At 68.1% G+C, this 17,351-nt stretch carries 16 protein-coding genes and 1 pseudogene; 7 read left to right on the top strand and 10 right to left on the bottom strand.

Translation table 11 applies throughout. The features are described from left to right. Positions 1-31: 31 nt before the first annotated feature. The 4 genes from IA22_RS38175 to IA22_RS0100815 all read right to left on the bottom strand — a co-directional run bounded on the left by IA22_RS38175 (position 32) and on the right by IA22_RS0100815 (position 4,810). Positions 32-631, bottom strand: a complete 600-nt coding sequence (locus IA22_RS38175; protein ID WP_360449284.1) for a protein NO VEIN domain-containing protein — start codon at positions 629-631, stop codon at positions 32-34. Between the two features lie 151 nt (positions 632-782). Further along, positions 783-2,606 (bottom strand): DEAD/DEAH box helicase, encoded by a 1,824-nt coding sequence (locus IA22_RS0100825; RefSeq protein ID WP_030122434.1) that lies wholly within the window; start codon positions 2,604-2,606, stop codon positions 783-785. Between the two features lie 2 nt (positions 2,607-2,608). Next, complete coding sequence (locus tag IA22_RS0100820; RefSeq protein ID WP_030122433.1) at positions 2,609-4,033, bottom strand: ParB N-terminal domain-containing protein; 1,425 nt, start codon at positions 4,031-4,033, stop codon at positions 2,609-2,611. Between the two features lie 93 nt (positions 4,034-4,126). Beyond that, positions 4,127-4,810 (bottom strand): hypothetical protein, encoded by a 684-nt coding sequence (locus IA22_RS0100815; protein WP_030122432.1) that lies wholly within the window; start codon positions 4,808-4,810, stop codon positions 4,127-4,129. 216 nt (positions 4,811-5,026) lie between these two features. On the opposite strand from IA22_RS0100815, the gene IA22_RS36730 reads away from it, so the two are divergent. Further along, positions 5,027-5,839: a hypothetical protein gene (locus IA22_RS36730; protein ID WP_157840913.1), complete on the top strand. Its 813-nt coding sequence runs from the start codon at positions 5,027-5,029 to the stop codon at positions 5,837-5,839. Positions 5,840-5,903: 64 nt separating this feature from the next. Here the strand turns inward: IA22_RS36730 and IA22_RS34960 are convergent, their stop codons facing one another. Beyond that, on the bottom strand, positions 5,904-6,095 hold the full coding sequence (locus IA22_RS34960) for a DUF397 domain-containing protein (protein WP_081889730.1): 192 nt from the start codon (positions 6,093-6,095) through the stop codon (positions 5,904-5,906). Then, on the bottom strand, positions 6,092-6,949 hold the full coding sequence (locus IA22_RS0100805; RefSeq protein WP_030122430.1) for a helix-turn-helix domain-containing protein: 858 nt from the start codon (positions 6,947-6,949) through the stop codon (positions 6,092-6,094). Before IA22_RS0100805 ends, IA22_RS34960 begins: the two co-directional genes overlap by 4 nt. Before the next feature lie 200 nt (positions 6,950-7,149). Between IA22_RS0100805 and IA22_RS0100800 the strand changes: the two genes are divergently transcribed. The 5 genes and pseudogenes from IA22_RS0100800 (at position 7,150) to IA22_RS0100780 (ending at position 11,013) form a co-directional block, all read left to right on the top strand. Beyond that, the gene (locus tag IA22_RS0100800; RefSeq protein ID WP_051694752.1) at positions 7,150-7,656 is read left to right on the top strand and encodes an ATP-binding protein; all 507 of its coding nucleotides are present in this window, start codon (positions 7,150-7,152) and stop codon (positions 7,654-7,656) included. Positions 7,657-7,911: 255 nt separating this feature from the next. Continuing rightward, positions 7,912-8,586, top strand: a pseudogene (locus IA22_RS38100) (SPFH domain-containing protein); the annotation flags it as partial. A 60-nt stretch (positions 8,587-8,646) separates the two neighbouring features. Then, the gene (locus IA22_RS38095; RefSeq protein ID WP_327215874.1) at positions 8,647-9,492 is read left to right on the top strand and encodes a serine/threonine-protein kinase; all 846 of its coding nucleotides are present in this window, start codon (positions 8,647-8,649) and stop codon (positions 9,490-9,492) included. A gap of 74 nt (positions 9,493-9,566) precedes the next feature. Continuing rightward, positions 9,567-10,430, top strand: a complete 864-nt coding sequence (locus IA22_RS0100785; protein WP_038271591.1) for a M55 family metallopeptidase — start codon at positions 9,567-9,569, stop codon at positions 10,428-10,430. A gap of 145 nt (positions 10,431-10,575) precedes the next feature. Beyond that, on the top strand, positions 10,576-11,013 hold the full coding sequence (locus tag IA22_RS0100780) for an Imm10 family immunity protein (RefSeq protein ID WP_030122426.1): 438 nt from the start codon (positions 10,576-10,578) through the stop codon (positions 11,011-11,013). 82 nt (positions 11,014-11,095) lie between these two features. On the opposite strand, the gene IA22_RS0100775 is transcribed toward IA22_RS0100780, so the two are convergent. Genes IA22_RS0100775 through IA22_RS0100760 form a run of 4 tightly spaced genes read right to left on the bottom strand, consistent with a single transcriptional unit; the run spans position 11,096 to position 14,710 of the window. Continuing rightward, positions 11,096-11,701, bottom strand: coding sequence for a response regulator transcription factor (locus IA22_RS0100775; RefSeq protein ID WP_014156065.1), 606 nt, complete (start codon positions 11,699-11,701; stop codon positions 11,096-11,098). After that, positions 11,698-12,915, bottom strand: a complete 1,218-nt coding sequence (locus IA22_RS0100770; RefSeq protein ID WP_014156064.1) for a sensor histidine kinase — start codon at positions 12,913-12,915, stop codon at positions 11,698-11,700. The genes IA22_RS0100775 and IA22_RS0100770 overlap by 4 nt, the downstream gene beginning before the upstream one ends. A gap of 59 nt (positions 12,916-12,974) precedes the next feature. Further along, positions 12,975-13,787: an ABC transporter permease gene (locus IA22_RS0100765; protein WP_014156063.1), complete on the bottom strand. Its 813-nt coding sequence runs from the start codon at positions 13,785-13,787 to the stop codon at positions 12,975-12,977. Beyond that, positions 13,784-14,710, bottom strand: a complete 927-nt coding sequence (locus IA22_RS0100760; protein ID WP_015577319.1) for an ABC transporter ATP-binding protein — start codon at positions 14,708-14,710, stop codon at positions 13,784-13,786. Before IA22_RS0100760 ends, IA22_RS0100765 begins: the two co-directional genes overlap by 4 nt. A 381-nt stretch (positions 14,711-15,091) precedes the next feature. On the opposite strand from IA22_RS0100760, the gene IA22_RS0100755 reads away from it, so the two are divergent. After that, on the top strand, positions 15,092-17,305 hold the full coding sequence (locus IA22_RS0100755) for a HelD family protein (RefSeq protein WP_030122424.1): 2,214 nt from the start codon (positions 15,092-15,094) through the stop codon (positions 17,303-17,305). Positions 17,306-17,351 lie beyond the last annotated feature (46 nt).

Below are 17,351 nucleotides of genomic sequence, written 5' to 3'. Positions count from 1 at the left end.
CTCACCAGGCGCCCAGAGGTCTGTTCCTGACTCAGGCAGAGGTTAGTGGTGACGACCGGTGAGCCCAGACGGGGGCACTGGGCAGCCCTACAGGCAACAGCGCCCATGCCTCCGTAGCCAGTCCCGGCGCCAGGGCGCAAGCCGGAACCGTCAACCGCACTGACTCCCAGCGGCCACCCCTCCCACTGTCTGCCGGGACAGCCGAGTGAAGCCACCGTCGGTCCACCGTGGCCACGCTCGCCGCGTTCCCGTCGCTGCCGACCAGCACTGCGGCCAGACACCAGTCCGCATCTGCCGCCATGACCTCGTACTCATGGCGCGTCAGGTGGACCACCAGACGGGTCGGGTCCGTGGTGGCCTTGACCTCAATGTGTGCGCGTTCAGACACCGACCGGGCTGCCTCTATGTCATATCCGTAAGCGTCCGACTCCGCAGCCACATGCCTGACGTGTGGCACTCCGCCCTGCCGTAAGAGCCGAAGCAGCGCCTGTTCGCCAGCGGCCCCGACAACCCTCTTCGCGTCTTCAGCAGCCTGGCTCCACAGCACGCGAGGAACTGCGCCGGCTGTAACGTCATCCCACAACTCGCCCTCGCATACCTCCACCACAGGCTGCCCCGCCGCAGTCACCATGCCCATACTCCTGAGCCAGGCGAAGCCTTCGGCATACTGCACCGGCGTGAGATCCGCGTACTGCGGGTGGTTCGCGAAAAGCACCCGAACCCGCGGCACCCCAGCCACCCTCAACTCACTGAGCCAGCGAAGCGCCGCGCGGCGCGTTGACTCAGTGGCCAGCGACGGCATCGACGTGATTCAGCAAGGCTCGAACATCCGCCATATCCATGCCTGCCGCTCCGGACGGCTCATCCTCAAGATCACCCAACTGCTGCACAGACGGGTCATCAAGGATTTTCCCCATGAATTCGAGCTTCTCCTCAAGCCTCATCGCCACCACTTCATCGATCGTTCCCTCGACTGCGAGCACGGTGACTCGAGTCTGAGTATCAGGCGCCAGTCCGAGCCGGTGAATACGGTCCAGACTCTGGAGGAATCGTCCCGCCATGAAGTCACGATCCACGTACACAGCGTCGTGGCAAACGTGGTGCAGGCTGATTCCTTCCCCGAGGGTGGCGGGATTGGACAGGAGAACATGGCAGTCAGGGTCCTCCCTGAAGCGCCGGATCTGCTCCTCCCGATCGGCAGTGCCACCGTGCACCACTGCGGGCTGATACGCCTCGAACAGGCTCTCCATCGTCGTGATACTGCGCACGAAGGTCGTCCAGACCAAGGTCTTCCGCCCCATCGCAGCATTCGTCGCGACGATATTCAGGGCCTCTTTGTATTTGGGAGAAAGTTCGTGCGCTGGAAGGTTCCCCATAAGGGTGTACAGCGATTCCCCCTGGGGTACCTCCAGCGGGGGGACCTGGTAAGTCAACGGCTCGTACCGGCTTCCCCCCTCAATGAGCAATGCCGGACTGGTGGCTGCCATGAGCAGGCGAAGCATCGCCTTGCCCAGGGCGTCGAAGTCATCACGCGACGCCTCCGCCCTCGTGGTGAACCGACCGACTAGGGCGTCGTACACCTCACGATGCAGCTCCGGCATCTGCAGGCGCCGGATGCGTGTCTCGAACGGGGGCAGCCCCAGCTCCTTCTTCGTCGTCCGCGTGAACAACGGCCTCAGCACCGAGCTTGCGTACGCCAGATCGCCACCTGCTACAGCTTGTGTGACCACTCTCCGGCCGTGCCCCGGCCAGACAAACGACAGCAGGTTCTCCAGGTCGCGAGCCCCATTCGGAGCCGGCGTTCCCGTGAGGATGAGACGTCGCCGGGTCAGCGGTCCAAGCGCCATGCAGGCACTTCCGTATGTTCCCTGAGCGCCGAGCTTCATCCGGTGCGCTTCATCGAGAATGATCATGGAAGGCGCACCCCTCAGCCAGGTCGCCAGCGAGGCCAGCGACCTGTCGAGACGCTCATAGTTGACAACCAGGATCTCGGCCATGCCGTCGGGAGTCCTCCCCATGACAGCAGTCAGCGGTGGCTCCTTGAAGCAGAGCTCGCTCTCAGTGAGCCACGCCTCGTAGGCAGATTTGGGACTGACAACCAAGAGTCGACGGACTTCGCCGCGTTCGCGCATGGCTGCGTAAACTGCCAGCCCGACCCGGGTCTTTCCAGCTCCAGGAACGCTGAAGTTGGCACCGTGCTGCAGTGACAGCAGCCGTCCGATGTCCCGGCGCTGGAACTCCGTGAGGTCCGCACGCCATGTCGGTCCCAGCGCCGATGCCACGGCAGTGGCATCCCACACTGTGTCCGCGCGGGGTGTCTGAAGCTGTTGTTCCGCTCGGTCGGCATCATCAAGTACCTCTCCAACAAGCGCGCTCAGCTCGTCCGTCCAGACAACGGACTCGGGGTGCGGCCAGTCAGCAAGGACGTCGATGCCTACCAGAAAGTCATCGAGAGTCAGCTCAAGGGCGAGACGATCGCGCACCCCGCCAGGGAATCTGGCTGCAAGCCGGTTCAGGTCGCTGCGGCACTGTTCGCTTGCACGCAGCACAGCTTTGGTCCGCGTGACATCAAGGCCGATATGCAAAGACGATTCCGCAGCCGCCATGGTCACGCCTGTCCCTGCCGCACCGCGTCACGCAGCCACTCGACGCCCTCGCCAGGCACTTCAATAGTTTGCGTGGTGGCCTGGGCCAACTTTTTCAGGGTGGCCTTCAACTTGAGGACCGCCTCGTCCAGTGCCTCCTCGTCCAAGCTACGGGAGGCGCTCGCCAGCACCATGTCAGTGATGCACTGTTCAATGTCCTGGCAGGCATCGTTGAGGCGATCGGGGGCGGCCTGCTTACGCTTGCGGACACGAGCATCCTTGCCAGCAGGCTCAAGTGCGTCCTCGACGGCCTTGTGTGCCGCTTCGAACACAGACGTGGCCGCGTCCAGCTGAGCCGCAGGCACTTTCTCCTTCGCCCGGACTACCGCCTTCGCGCGGAGTACCGAGTCAGTAAAGGCACGAGCCGCAGCAACCTGGGGCACCTCGGCCTTGACAGCACGGTTGATACCGGGGATCACACGCGCGGGGGCCGCAGCAGGGGCCGCCTTCAATGCGTCTGGCAGTCGGTGCTCCAGGTACCGGCCACGGAAGTCGGCTTCAATGAGACGGACGTCAGTCTTGGAGAAGTTCATTACAATCGCGGCCAGACGGTTCTCCTTGAGTAGCTCGGCCTTCTGCGCATCAGCCTTTGATTCCTTGGCGAAGGCGCGATGCACCTCTCGAAGCCTCTCCTGCGCGTCCTCGAAGTCCAGCAGCCGCAACTGCACGTCGCCGGCCGAAGACCTGTCGCTCAGATCCCGGAGGCAGGAGAGCACCCAGAGGTCCTGTTCTGCTGTCGACTCCCTGATACGGAAGTCCCGCGCGACCTCCTTCAGCGGTCGGCCCGATTCCACCTGCTCATCGATCGTGAGGAGCCTGTTGATGTAGGAATAGGGCCGCCGGGTGTCATGCCGGAGCTGAAGAGACAGTTCGACCCTGTTGATGTCTGCCCAGGTACAGGAGTCCGGGAGTACAGCCACCCGGATGTTCTCGACACCCAGCTCGCGCAGGGCTGCCGCTCTGGTGTTGCCGTTGACCAGGATGCCCTCGCGGGTGATGAGTCCCGGCTCGTTCTGCTTGAAGTCAGCGAGGCTCTGCTTCAGCGCGTCAAAATCCTTGTCCCTCTTCGACGGGTCAGAAGGTTCCGCCTGCAGCAGGTGCTGAAGGTACTTCTGGCTGTCCTCGCTCCAGGGGTCCTCATCAAGTCGGCGGTCAAGCTGGGGGTCGTAGCTGCGCTGCGCTCTGATCCGGTGAGTACCCGGGTTGTAGTAGAGCGAGTTCACCGGCATGTCGATGACCTGTACTACCTGCGGCTTCGTACGCCACTCGATGGTCAGGGTCTCCTGAAGTCCGGTGCCGGCGGATACGTCGCTGAGACGCTGCTCCACGACATCCCGGTTTTTGGCGGCGTACGGCGGCAAGCCGAAGTCTCCGTCGTTCTTGATCACAGCTCGTTCTCCTCTGGCTGGCGAAAGGTCTGAACGGGGTCACGGGTGGGGCTGCTGCCGGCAGCAGCCCCACCACAGCTCTGCGGGCGGAACTCAGGCGGGAGGCAGGTCAAGGGCATCGCGGACCTTGTCACGCGCCTCCGCCGGCAGCGTGCGGAAGTCCGCCCACACCCGCTCCACGAGGCTGAACTCACGCTCGTCAGCTGAGACCCAGTCCTTGAGGGTCTGCAACTGCAGTCCTCCGAGCTTCTGGACGCGTTCGAGCACGCCAGCGAGATCTGCTTCCAGGCCCCGGCCCCCCACGCGGCAGCGATTGCATTCTGCGATGAGCTGCACCGATGAAGTGCCGTTGGGCAGCTTCACCTTCCGGCGGGCAATGTCGATCTGCGCGGTCTCGAAGGTTCCGGAGTAGGCCTGCCCAGGCGTGATCCCGCATGACCGGCAGCGGTTGCCGTCACGGGTCAGAGTCGTCCGCCGCTGCGTGTCCGTGATGGCCGAGCTGCTCTTGGTCGCCTTGCCCGGCTCCCAGACAGGCTCCCCCGCCGCGACAAAACGCTGTTCATGCTGGCCAAGACTCGCGTCCTCACGGGCAGTATCGATCTTCCACCCGTGGGCGCGCAGGTCACGCACCCTGCGATCCGCCTGACTGACGCCAGGGAAAGCACCCTTGACGTCTTCCTTGGTGAAGGTGCCGCCCTCCTGCACGACGTCCACCAGCCACAACGCGGCCCTCTTCATCGTGCCGAGCTTCTCGTTTTCCCACGACGGCATAGTCATCCACAGCCCCCAGCTACGTCCGATGCATGACAGTCCCGAATGCCAGTCCTCTGGCGCCCCTCGCTGACTCCACCACTCTTGCTGCTTGACGACCCATCACGCCAGGTTCTGCAAGCTTTCGAGGGGTTATGGAAAACATCCAAGCGCTGCCGAAATCTGCCCGTGTGGCACACAATTAGTGATCAACGCCGCCCTGACGACGAACGGAAGCCGTGCGTGACGCCGAAGCCGAGGACATGGAAAGAGTTGCCGCCTGGCATCACCGCCGCGCACGGGGCCCTAGTGACAGCACTGCGCGAGATCCGGGAGTGCAGCACTCGAACGCAGGCCGACATCGCCAGGGACGCTCACCAGGAGCCAACCACCCTCTCCAACCATCTGAACGCTGGCCGCATCCCTGACGAAGCGCTGCTGCGTGACTTCTACTCCGTCGTGGAAAAGGACGCCTCGGGCAGGGGCCCACTGCCGCACACCCTGGAGTTCCTTCTTGAACTCCGCATTCGTGCCAAGAAGAAGCACTGCCTCTGCTGCTCCGTGGGCTACCCGGTCACAACCACAAGCCCCCAGGCGAAGCCACCACAGCCGGCTTCGCACAGCGTCAAGGGACCTGATCGGATGCGAGCGCGGCGCCTTCGCCGCGAAGCCCGGCAGCACGGATTTCCGATTCCCCAGGGACGCGCCGGGGTGCCGGTCCCCCGAAGCAAGGGGGACCGGCACCCCGCAGACGCGGCAGAGCTCACGTGGTCCGAGACTGGAGTGGTAGCCCGATACCTTGCCGATGGCCGGAAACGGGACGCCGGGTTCCTGCTCTGGCAGGCGGGTGCGTCCTACTCGGCTGCGGAAATCGTGGTGGCCGTCAGCTCCTGCCGGGCGGCCGGGCTGGACGACGCCGCCGAGGCAATACTGATCAATGCTGCTGAACGGACCGATAGACAGGCGGTCTTGATGATCGCGGCTGCGCTAGACAAGGCCGGCCGGCACGGCGACGTCACGTTCATGCTGACTGCTGCGATGCGGGCCGTTGGCTGACTCTGGTTCTGGCCAGCAGCCTCGGTGGGCGCCTAGAGCGCAGGATCTGTCGACACCAGGCCCCTCAGGGACGTGAGGCAGAAACCAGTTCCGTAAATGCGGACCACGCGTAAGAAGAGACTGCCAGCGCGTTCCTCTGCGTGTCCTTCGAGTCCCTGACAAATACGTTCTCGGGACCGAAGGCGATCTCGACGCAGTTGCCGCCGCCGCCACCGCTGTAGCTGCTCTTGAACCAAGCAAGTTCAGTGGTGCTCATAGCGCTCCTCGCATCTGCTCCAGCAGGCGCGTGGTGGCTTGATGGCTCAGAGCCTGCGAGCGCATCTTGCCATAGCGCTGGAGCATCGCGCCTGCGGCTTTCGGGTCCGTGATCAGCCTGCTGCTGTCGTGCGCCTCGACGTATCCGATCCATCGGTTCTCCACCGTCTCAGCAAGTGAGAGCGGACCTTCGAAACCCGAGTGGTCCTCCTGGATCAGCGGCATGGCCTGGACCTCCACGTTCCGCAGACGGCCCACCCTGAGCAGGTGGTCGAGGAGCACTCGTGTGACTTCGTCGCCTCCCATGCGGCGTTCCAGCAGGGCCTGTTCGATGATGAAGCTGAATGTGGTGTCTGGCCGCTCCACCAGCAGGCGTTGGCGCTCAAGTCGGGCACACACCTGGTGCTCGAACTGCTCGTCCACGAGGGGTGGGAGACGCCTGTCGAAGAGCGCACGGATGTACGGCTCGGGTTGCAGGAGTCCTGGAATCACGCTGGATTCGTACGAGAGGAGTGAGATCGCCTCCTCCTCGACAGCCGCCCACTGCAGGAACCACGACGCCAGCCCGACCTTCCGTGTCAGGCTTCGTGACGCCGCCGAGAGCACGCGGCCAGCCGTCGGCCCCAGCACCTCCTCCGAGCGGTCGAGCAAATCCCGGGGAGGGAACCGCTTGCCCTGCTCGATCTTCGCGATGTACGCCGCCGAGTACTGGACCAGCGGGGCGAACTGCTCCTGAGTCAGACGAGCTTCGTCACGTAGCGCCTTGAGCACCGCGCCGAATGTCCGGAGGCTGTCGGACGACTCCGATTCACCGCAGTTCCCGCCGACTCCCACGCCACCGTTACCCGAAGCCATTCACGGCCGCCTCTCCTGTGCCGGGTCCGCCCGCGCGCGCCCCGTTCCGCGTCGCGCGCAGCGAACCGCTCGTCGCGCGCCCGACCAGACGAATGGTTACGCATGGTGAGCAACCCGGTCCAGTTCGGTCACCCGTACAAGCCGTTCTGTATGGCCTGCGTGTCTGCCGCCGGGCTGCGCACCCCTCCAGGCTGGACTCCATGCCCGCCCCTCACAGCCGCCCTGTCGTCGGCGTCCAGATGTTCAACCAGCGGTTCTCCGCCACCCGCCGCGGAGCCCGCCTCGCGCGCCTGCTCGCCTCGCTTCAGCTCGTCGAGTGGGGCCATCCGCACGGCACGGACGACCACGACAGGGCAACGATCGTCGTGGCCGAGCTCACCGCCAATGCCGCGTTGCACGGATGTGTGCCTGGACGGGACTTCGCCCTGCTGCTGACGTACGAAACCCACCGGAGCGTGGTCCGTATCGAGGTGTCCGACACCCATCCCGCGCGGCCCACCCTCCTCGCACCCACACAGGACAAGGACCACGGGCGGGGGCTGGCCATCGTCGATGCTCTCGCCAACAGTTGGGGCGTCCACGATCGCGTCGGCCCCGGCAAGACCGTCTGGGCGGAGTGTGCGCTGGCCACGGGGCGTGCAACAGGCCTCTCGTCGCCCTGCGCGTCGGTCGACCGTGTTCCGCCCGGTGCAGGGCTGCCGTTCTGAACACCCATTACATCCCAAGTGATGAGTGAGGGCCGGCACGTGGCTCGACTGCTGTTGGGCGACGTGTACAAGGTCATCGACGATCACCGGTTACGGCAGGGGGAATCCATGTCCCGGTAAGAAATGATCATCGGCAGTCACGCATTCGTGACCACGAACATATTGCGTAACTGACGACCGCCAAAAAGAACTTCTGAAACACTGAGGCCCGGCATTTCCCGATGTGGTGGATGCCCGAAGGGCAGGGGGCCTGACGTGGAAACCATGACTGTCGTGCTGATCGTGGTGGGATTGCTCGCGGTCCTCGCCCTGATCAAGGCGATCCATGTCGTCCCGCAGGCCAGCGCCGCCGTCGTGGAGCGCTTCGGCCGTTACGCGCGCACCCTCGACGCCGGGCTGCACCTCGTCGTCCCGTTCATCGAATCCGTTCGCAACCGGATCGATCTCCGCGAGCAGGTCGTCCCCTTCCCGCCGCAACCGGTCATCACCCACGAAAGGCTGGTCGTCAACGTCGACACGGTCATCTACTACCGCGTGACCGATCCCCGCGCCGCCACCTACGGTGTCGCCAGCTACATCCAGGCCATCGAGCAACTCACCGTCACCACCCTGCGCAAGGCCGTCGGCGACATGGACCTGAAGCGCACCCTGACCTCCCGTGAGGCGATCAGCACTGTCCTGCGGGAAGTCCTCGCCGGTGCTACCGGTACGTGGGGGGTTCTCGTCAACCGTGTCGAGCTCAAGTCCATCGAACCTCCGGCCTCCATCCAGGAATCGATCGAGAAGCACCTGGGGGCGGACCGGGACAAGCGAGCCGCGATCCTCATCGCCGAAGGCAACAGGCAGTCCGCCATCCTCACCGCGGAGGGCGCGAGAAGGGCCGCGTTGATGGAGGCGGAGACGCAGCGTGACGTGGCAGCGATCCTCGCCACTCCTGGGAACGCGCCGACCCCCACCGCTCCGGCGTCCCCCGTCCTGGTTCCCCGGCAGATGGGGCACGAACCGCTACGGAAGGAGGATCCGCGCCGTATCGGCCGGTACCACCTGACGGCGAGGCTGGGCCAGGGAGGCATGGGGACGGTGTTTCTCGGCAGGTCCCCAGGAGAGCGCTTGGTCGCCGTCAAGGTCATCAGCAGTGAGCACGTCGCCAATGCCGACTTCCGGCAGCGATTCGCCCGGGAGATCCAATCCGTCCGTCGGGTCGGCGGATTCCATACGGCTGCCGTGGTCGACTCCGACGCCACCAGCGAGCGCCCGTGGATGGTGACCGAGTACATCGCCGGCCCGTCGCTTCACGACGTTCTCAAGCAGTACGGCGCGATGCCCCCGAGAACCCTCCACACGCTCGCCCTCGGCATCGCCGAAGCACTGGAGGGGATTCACTCCTGCGACATCATTCATCGCGACCTGAAGCCCAGCAACATCATCATCTCGGCGACAGGTCCTCGTGTCATCGACTTCGGCATTGCACGAGCCTTCGACAGCACCACCCTCACCCGAACCAACGCCCGTCTCGGCACGGACGGGTTCATGGCACCTGAACAGAGCGAGGGCTCGGGAAGCACTTTCGCCAGCGACCTCTACGCCTACGGCATGGTGCTGTGCCATGCCGCCGGCGCCGCGCCGTTCGTCGGCCAGACACGCGATTCGGCCCTTGAACTGTTGCCGTCGGCTCTCGCCCCGGTCGTGGCCCGCTGTCTCTCCCGGGACCCGGCTCAGCGCCCGACCTGCACCGAGGTCCTCGAACAGCTCGCCCAGGTCCACCAGCAGTCGGACGACTGGCTGCCACCCCCCGTTCGCACGATGGTCGACTTCCACAACGCCCCAACGGTCTGACCTGGACCTGCGGGAGAGGGTAAGCAGCGCATCCCCGCCCACGATCCGCGGCTCGTCGCTAGGCTCCCCCTTCCATGAAGGCACCGAAGGAAATGAAAGAAACGAAGCCCCTGAAGGTACTCATCTCCGTCGACATGGAGGGCGTCTCCGGCATCGTCCACACCTCCGAGGTCAACCCCGACCGCTACGACTACGAACGCGGCCGGGCGTTGATGACCGCTGAGGCCAATGCCGTCGTCGCCGGTGTCCTGGATGCCGAGCCCGCGGCCGACGTCCTGGTCGCCGACGCGCACGGGCCGTTCCGCAATCTGCTGCCGGAGCAGATGGATCGCAGGGCGCGGCTGGTGCGGGGGAAGCCGAGGCCGCTGGGCATGGTCGCCGGGCTCGACGGTGACATCGACGCCGTTCTGTTGATCGGCTATCACGCCCGTGCCGGTGCCGGGCCGGGCGTGATCGCGCACACCATGAGCGGCGAGGTGCTCGATGTCCGGGTGGATGGGCGTTCCCTCGGGGAGATCGGCCTCAACGGTGCCTTGGCCGGGCACTTCGGCGTGCCCGTCGTGATGCTCAGCGGTGACGACGTCGCCTGTGCCGAGTTCGAGGAGCTGGTCCCCTCCGCGGTCGGCGTCGCCGTCAAGGAGGCCGTCGCGGGGTCTGCCGCTGTCACCCTGCACCCGGAGGAGGCCCGGGAACGGCTCCGTGCCGCCGCGGCCGAGGCGGTCGGGCGTCGCGCTCACATCCCGCCACTGGTTCTTGACGGGCCTCTCACTGTCGAAGTGGACATGCTCAGCCCCTTCTCCGTCGACCTGGCGCTGCTCGTGCCGGGCGTCTCGCGCGCCGAGGGCGGTCGGACGGTCGTGTTCGCCGCCGCCGACTTCGCCGAGGCGCACCGCCTGGTGCTCCTGCTCGTCCAGCTCGCCTCGATCAAGCCCGGCTAGCAGGGGTTCCCGCAACGTGAGGGAGCAACCGGCAGGAAGCCTGCCGGGCCGGCCCGGGCGGTCTCGGCCCGGCCCGGCCCTGTCGTGGTGTGCGTTGCCCGCCGGGCGGTGGGGCCTCGTCCGGGACTCCTGGTAGAACCGGCCTATGGCATACAGGTTCACGGCCCGTGCGGTGGCGGCCGAGGTCGACGTCGATGGCGAGATGCAGGCGGGCGTAGCGGAGTACGAGGACGAGGACGAGGACGAGGAAGGGTTCTTCCTGCTGTTCACGCGTCCTGTCGGTGAGCCCTCCCCGCAGGACGTCTCGCTCGGCCTCGACACCTATTGCGTGATGACACCGGACCAGTGCACGGCCTATGGCTGCGTCCGGGAGGTGGCTCTGGCCGGCAGCCTGCTCACGGTCACGCTGGATCCCGGTTGTCTGGACGAACTGGAGCTGGACGAGGCGGAGATCGAGGTGAGGCTCGACCTGTCGGCCGAGGTCATCGGTGACCTGTGCGACGCGCTGACGAAGGTACTGACCTACGGGCGTCCGGATGCCCGGCCCAGGCTCACCGGCCTGCCGGTTCACCCCTCGCGTTGAGCCGCCGGCTCCCTTGTCCACCCGCCTCGGCGACCGAGGGAGTGCGCGCCGTTCCGTATCCCTCCGGCACCCGGAAGCCCCGTCACAGCCACCCCCGCTCCCGCGCCATACGTGCCGCCACGTGCCGGTTCTCCGCGCCCAGCTTCATCGCGGCGGAGGAGAGGTAGTTGCGCACCGTCCCGCTGGAGAGCGAGGCGCGGGCGGCGATGTCCGCGACGGGGGCGCCGTCCTCGGCATAGGAGAGGAGTTCCGCCTCCCGGGGGGTCAGGGGTGATTCGCCGGCGGCGATGGCGTCGGCGGCGAGTTCCTGGTCGACGTAGCGGCCGCCGGTGTGCACCGTGCGGATGATCTGGGCCAGTTCGTGCGCCGACACCGTCTTGGGCACGAAGCCGCGCACCCCCACACTCAGGGCGCGCTTCAGGGCTCCTGCCCGGGCGTGGCTGGTGACGATCATCGAGGCGCAGCCGGGCACGGATTCGCGTAGTCGTGTGGCGACCGCGATGCCGTCGAGGCCCGGCATCTGGAGGTCGAGCACGGCGACGTCGGGGCGGTGCGCGACGGCCATGGCCAGTGCTTCGTCTCCGGTTCCGGCCTGCGCGACGACGGTGATGTCGTCCTCCAGGGTGAGGAGCGAGGCGAGCGCGCCGCGGATGAGGTGCTCGTCGTCGGCCAGCAGGACCGTGATCATGCGTCTTCTTCCCAGGGGATGCGTGCGGTGAGGCGGAAGATGCCGCCCGGTTGGTGTTCGGTGGTCAGCGTGCCACCCGGGCCGGCCAGTCGTTCCCGCAGCCCCGCCAGGCCCGTGCCGCCGCCGGAGGGGGTGTCGGGCGCGCCGTCGTTCTCCAGCACCAGCAGGGCCGTGGTCGGGCCCGCGGTGCGCAGTGCCATCGTGCAGCGCGTCGCGGCCTGTGCGTGGCGGAGGACGTTCGTCGTGCCCTCGCGCACCACCCAGCCGAGGGCGGACTGCACGTCCGGCGGCAGGCGGTCCGCGGGGCCGTACTCGATGCGGCAGTCGATGCCCGCGGCCTCCAGGACGGAGCGCGCTCCGACGAGTTCGGTGTGGAGGTCGGCGGTGCGGTAGCCGCGTACCACCGAGCGGATCTCGCGCTGGGACTCCCGCGCGATGCGCTGGACCTCCACCATGTGCTCCTCGGCCTCGGGCAGTCCGCGCCGTGCCAGTTGCGCGGCGAGTTCGCTCTTGAGCGCGACGACCGCGAGGTTGCGGCCCAGTACGTCGTGCAGGTCGCGGCCGAAGCGCAGGCGCTCCTCGGCGACGGCGAGACGGGACTGTGTCTCGCGTGCGGCGGCCAGTTGCTCGATCAGCCGGACGCTCCAGCCGGACGCCCTGGACGCGGCGGCCATGAACGGCACCATGAACACGCTGGCGCTGACGGCGAGGACCAGGGCCGGGCCGGGCAGTCCCGCCACTCCCGCTCCCGCCAGGGCGGCGACGGCGACGACCGCCACCAGGGCCGCTCCCCGGCGGGGAGACAGGGCGAGGGCGGGCGGCCCGGCCCAGAACATCAGCAGCCACACCAGGTAGGACGTCAGGTCGCCGTCGTCGATGCGTCCGGTCGCCAGCAGTACGCATCCCACGGTGGCCATGGCCAGCGTCAGGGCCGTGTACGCCGCGACGAGCGGGGTGGGCCGTGGGCCGGCGGTCAGGTAGTGGCGCAGGGCGGAGCGCCACAGCATGAACTGGATCACGGCGTGCACCGCGCCCAGTACGGCCACGGTCGCCAGGACGGGGGCGTCGCCGTCCGACTGGAACATCCAGATCGTCCAGAGACCCACCTCGGTGAGGGCGAGAAATCCGACGCTGCCCACCGCGTACCGGCGGTACCGCTCGGGGCCGTCCTGGCCGCCGAGCCGTTCCACCCAGTCCTCCACGCTCACGCTCATGATCTCCGACTTCCCCGTCCGGCGGCCGTCGCACCACGTGGGTCGTACCGGGTGCGGGGTCAGCCGCGCGGACCCCAGCGGAACCACCGCCGCACGCCGAGGGCCGCCAGGCCCGTCCAGGCCAGGGCGAGGAGCAGCGCGCGGCCCTGGTCCGCGGCGCCGAGGTCGCCCGTCCAGCCGCCCCGCAGGAGGTCCATCACCGGTGAGAAGGGCAGCCAGGCGCTGATGTCGCCGACCACGCCGGGCAGGATCTCACGCGGTACGAACATCCCGGAGCCGGCCATGCTCAGCAGCCAGAACGGCAGGAACGTCAACTGCGCGCTCTCCGCCGTGCGGGTGACGGCGGCGGTCAGCGCGCCCGCGGCCACGAGCATCGCGCCGCCGATGAGCAGGCCGAGGACCATCAGGTGCGGGGCGGCCGGCGCGGGTGCGTCCAGGACCACCGTCAGGCCGATGATCAGCAGCGCGCACTGGACGTACGCGAGCAGCAGGGCGGGGAGTGCTCCGCCGGCGAAGATCTCCCAGTCACGCACCTCGCCCGTGCGCAGCCGCTTGAGCACGAGGCTTTCGCGGCGGGTGACGTACACGCCGACGAGGTTCGTGTACACGGAGAAGATCAGTGCCAGGCCGAGCGATCCGGGCAGGAGGACGGTGGCGATCGAGAGGCCGGTGCCGTCCAGGTCGAGGCCGTCGACCACGCCTCGCATCGAGAAGGTCGTGACGGCCGGTACGAGGAGCGCGGTGATCAGGGCCGCCCTGCTGCGCAGCAGCAGGGTCAGTTCGGCGCGGCCGAGGGCGGCCATGCGGGACGCGGAGCCGCGTCGCACGGGCGGGGCGGTGTCCACGGGGCGGGTGGGCGCGGTCGTCGTCATCGTGTCTCCTCGTGGTCCAGGCCCTTGGCGATCTCCATGAAGGCCTCTTCCAGTGATGCGGACCGGGCGTCGAGGCCGTGCAGCGTGACGCCGGTGCGGTGGGCCCAGGTGAGCAGTTCGGTGGCGGTGCGCTGGAGGTCCCTGGTCTCCAGCCGGACCGTGCCGCCCACGGTCTCGTGCCGGGTGACACCCATGGCCGGGAGCGGGGGCAGCTCACCGAGGAGGCGGTCCTGGGGCAGCCGGAAGCTGATCCGGGCGGGGCGTTCGGCCACGACGTCGGCGACGCGGCCCGTGGTGGCGATGAGCCCCTGGTGCATGATCGCCAGCCGGTCGGCGAGCTGTTCGGCCTCTTCCAGGTAGTGCGTGGTGAGGAGCACGGTCGTGCCCTGGAGTTTCAGCTCGCGGATCAGTTCCCAGGTGTCGCGACGGGACTGGGCGTCGAGGCCGGTGGTCGGCTCGTCGAGGAACAGCACCTCGGGGCGTCCGAGCAGGGCCAGCGAGAGGTCGAGGCGCCGGCGTTCGCCGCCGGAGAGCTGCTTGACCCGCACGGCGCGACGGTCGGACAGGTTGGTCATGTCGAGGGCTTCGTCGGCGGGCCGGGCGCCGCTGGTGCAGCCCGCCCACATGCGTACGGTCTCCAGGACGGTCAGCTCCGGCGGGAAGCCGCCCTCCTGGAGCATCACGCCGATGCGGTGCCGCACCGCCGACCGCTCGCGGAACGGGTCGTGGCCCAGCACCCGGACCGATCCACCGGTGGGAGTGGCCTGGCCTTCGAGGAGTTCGAGGGTGGAGGTCTTTCCGGCGCCGTTGGTGCCCAGCAGGGCGAACAGCTCACCGCGGGCGACCGTGAAGTCGATGCCCTTGACGGCGTCGAAGTCGCGGTAGCTCCGTTTCAGTCCGACGGTTTCGATGACGGGGTTCATGCACTCCACACTCCCGGCGGAACGGGGCCGGGGGCAGTGCGCTCTGTCATCAGGTGCGTATGACACCTGTAATGCGGGGCCATGACATACGGCACGTGAGGGCGGGCGGCAGGTGAGGGCGGGCCCCGGACCGGACCTGCCCCGTGCGCGGTCTCAGCGCCGCGCGTGGCGGATCCGCAACCGTCCGAACCCTATGGCCCCGGTGATCCGGATCCTCGGCCCGCCGAATACGACAAATCCCCGGTCCGTAATTGCGGACCGGGGATTTCCTCACGTATATTGGGTCGTTCTGTGCACCCACAGAAAAGGCCCCTCAAAGGGGGCCACTAGAAACACCATATCCGGCAGGGAGCGATTTTGTCAACTCGCGAAAACGTCGAATTGCAGAAGGAGCAGGAATTCATCGACCGGCTCTACGACCGTGTCGACGCGCTGCGCGGGGACACCGCTCAGCGCGTCGAGGACGCGTTGACCCCGGTGGGGAACGGCTTGCAGGCCCGGCTCGAACGCGATGTGCTCGTCGCCGAGCGTTCCGGCCTGCTCGCCGCCCTGAACGCGGTGGACGGCTCGCTGTGCTTCGGTCGTATCGATCTTCGCGACGGCGCCGCGCACCACATCGGCCGGATCGGTATTCGTGAGGACGACACCGACCACACGCCCCTGCTCATCGACTGGCGCGCCCCGGTGGCCCGGCCCTTCTATCTCGCCACGGGGCACACGCCCATGGGGCTGCGCCGGCGCAGGCACCTCACCACCGAGGGCCGCACGGTGACCGAGCTGCACGACGAGATCCTGGACCTGGGGGACCGCGAACGCACCGGTTTCGAGGACCCGAGCGGGGACGCCGTGCTGCTCGCCGCCCTGAGCTCGGCCCGCACCGGCCGCATGGGCGACATCGTGCGGACCATCCAGGCCGAGCAGGACCGCATCATCCGCGCACCGCACCGGGGCGTCCTCGTGGTCGAGGGAGGGCCGGGCACCGGCAAGACGGCGGTCGCCCTGCACCGGGCGGCCTTCCTGCTGTACGAGCACCGGGAGCTCCTGGCCAAGCGCGCGGTCCTGGTCGTGGGCCCCAACCCGGCCTTCCTCCGCTACATCGGCGAGGTGCTGCCCGCGCTCGGCGAGACCGGCGTCATGCTCGCCACCCAGGCGGAACTCTTCCCCGGTGTCCACGCCCGGGGCACGGACACCCCCCGTGCGGCAGCCGTGAAGGGCGGCGCCGACATGGCCGAGGCGCTGGCCCTCGCCGTACGCGACCGGCAGGCACTGCCCGAGCCCGGCGCACCCCTGATCATCCCGCACGACGACGGTGACCTTGTCCTGGACTGGGAGATCGCCTACGAGGCACGGCAGGCGGCCCGCGAGACCCGGCTGCCGCACAACCTGGCCCGGCCGTACTTCACGTTCCACGTCATCGACGCGCTCACGAGGCAGCTGACCGAACGCATCGGCGCGGACCCGTACGGCGGCCCCAACTTCCTGGGCCCTGACGACGTCGCCCAGCTCGGCAAGAGCGTGGCCACGAGCGAGGAGGTGCACGCCGCCGTCGGCGAACTGTGGCCGCTGCTCACCCCCGAGGGGTTCCTCGCCGACTACCTGGCCGAGCCCGTGTACGTCCCCGACGAGGACGCCGAGGCCATCCGGCGCGCTGCCGGCGACGGGGAGTGGACCCCGGCCGACGTCCCCCTGCTGGACGAGGCGGCCGAGCTGCTCGGGGACGACGACAGCGCCGCGCGGGCCGCCGCCGAGGCGGAGCGCCAGGAGCGGGTCGCCTACGCGCAGGGTGTGCTGGACCTGTCGCGGGGTTCGGAGACCTACGAGTTCGAGGACGAGGAGGACTCGGAGGTCCTGGCCGCGCACGACATCATCGACGCCGAACGGATGGCGGAGCGGCAGGAGGAGGCCGACCACCGGAGCGCCGCCGAGCGGGCCGCCGCCGACCGGACCTGGGCGTTCGGCCACATCATCGTCGACGAGGCGCAGGAGCTGTCGCCGATGGCCTGGCGGCTGCTGATGCGCAGGTCGCCGACCCGGTCGCTGACCCTGGTCGGCGACCCGGCGCAGACCTCGGAGGAGGCCGGCATCGGCTCGTGGGACCGCATCCTGGAGCCGTACGTCGGGGACCGCTTCGAGCATGTGCGGCTGGGCGTCAACTACCGTACGCCCGCCGAGATCATGGACCTGGCGGCGCGGGTCGTCCGCGCCCAGGACCCGTCCTTCGAGCCGCCCGGCTCGGTGCGCTCCACCGGCGAGACGCCGTGGACGAGGGACTCCGGCGCCGACCTCGCCGGCGCCGTGGCGCGGGCGGTGGAGGAGCTGACGCCCGAGGAGGGCCGCCTCGCGGTCATCGCGCCGCGTGAGCTGCACGAGGAGATCGCGGCACCGCTCGACGGGATCACGGCCGGTGCCGAACCCGACCTCACCCGTCCCGTGGTGCTGCTCGGCCCGCGCGAGGCGAAGGGGCTCGAGTTCGACCACGTGCTGGTCGTGGAGCCCGGACGCTTCGGGACGAGCGACCTGTACGTGGCGCTGACCCGGGCCACGCAGCGTCTGGGCATCGTCCACCGGGAGGACCTGCCCGAGTCCCTGCGCTGAGGGCGCGCCGGGAAAGGGCGCGGGTCCGGGCGGCGTACGCCACCCG

It is taken from the genome of Kitasatospora papulosa (assembly GCF_000717245.1).
Lineage (GTDB): Bacteria > Actinomycetota > Actinomycetes > Streptomycetales > Streptomycetaceae > Streptomyces > Streptomyces papulosus.
Note: the sequence above shows the minus strand (reverse complement) of the source record. Positions and strands in the feature narration are given on the sequence as shown.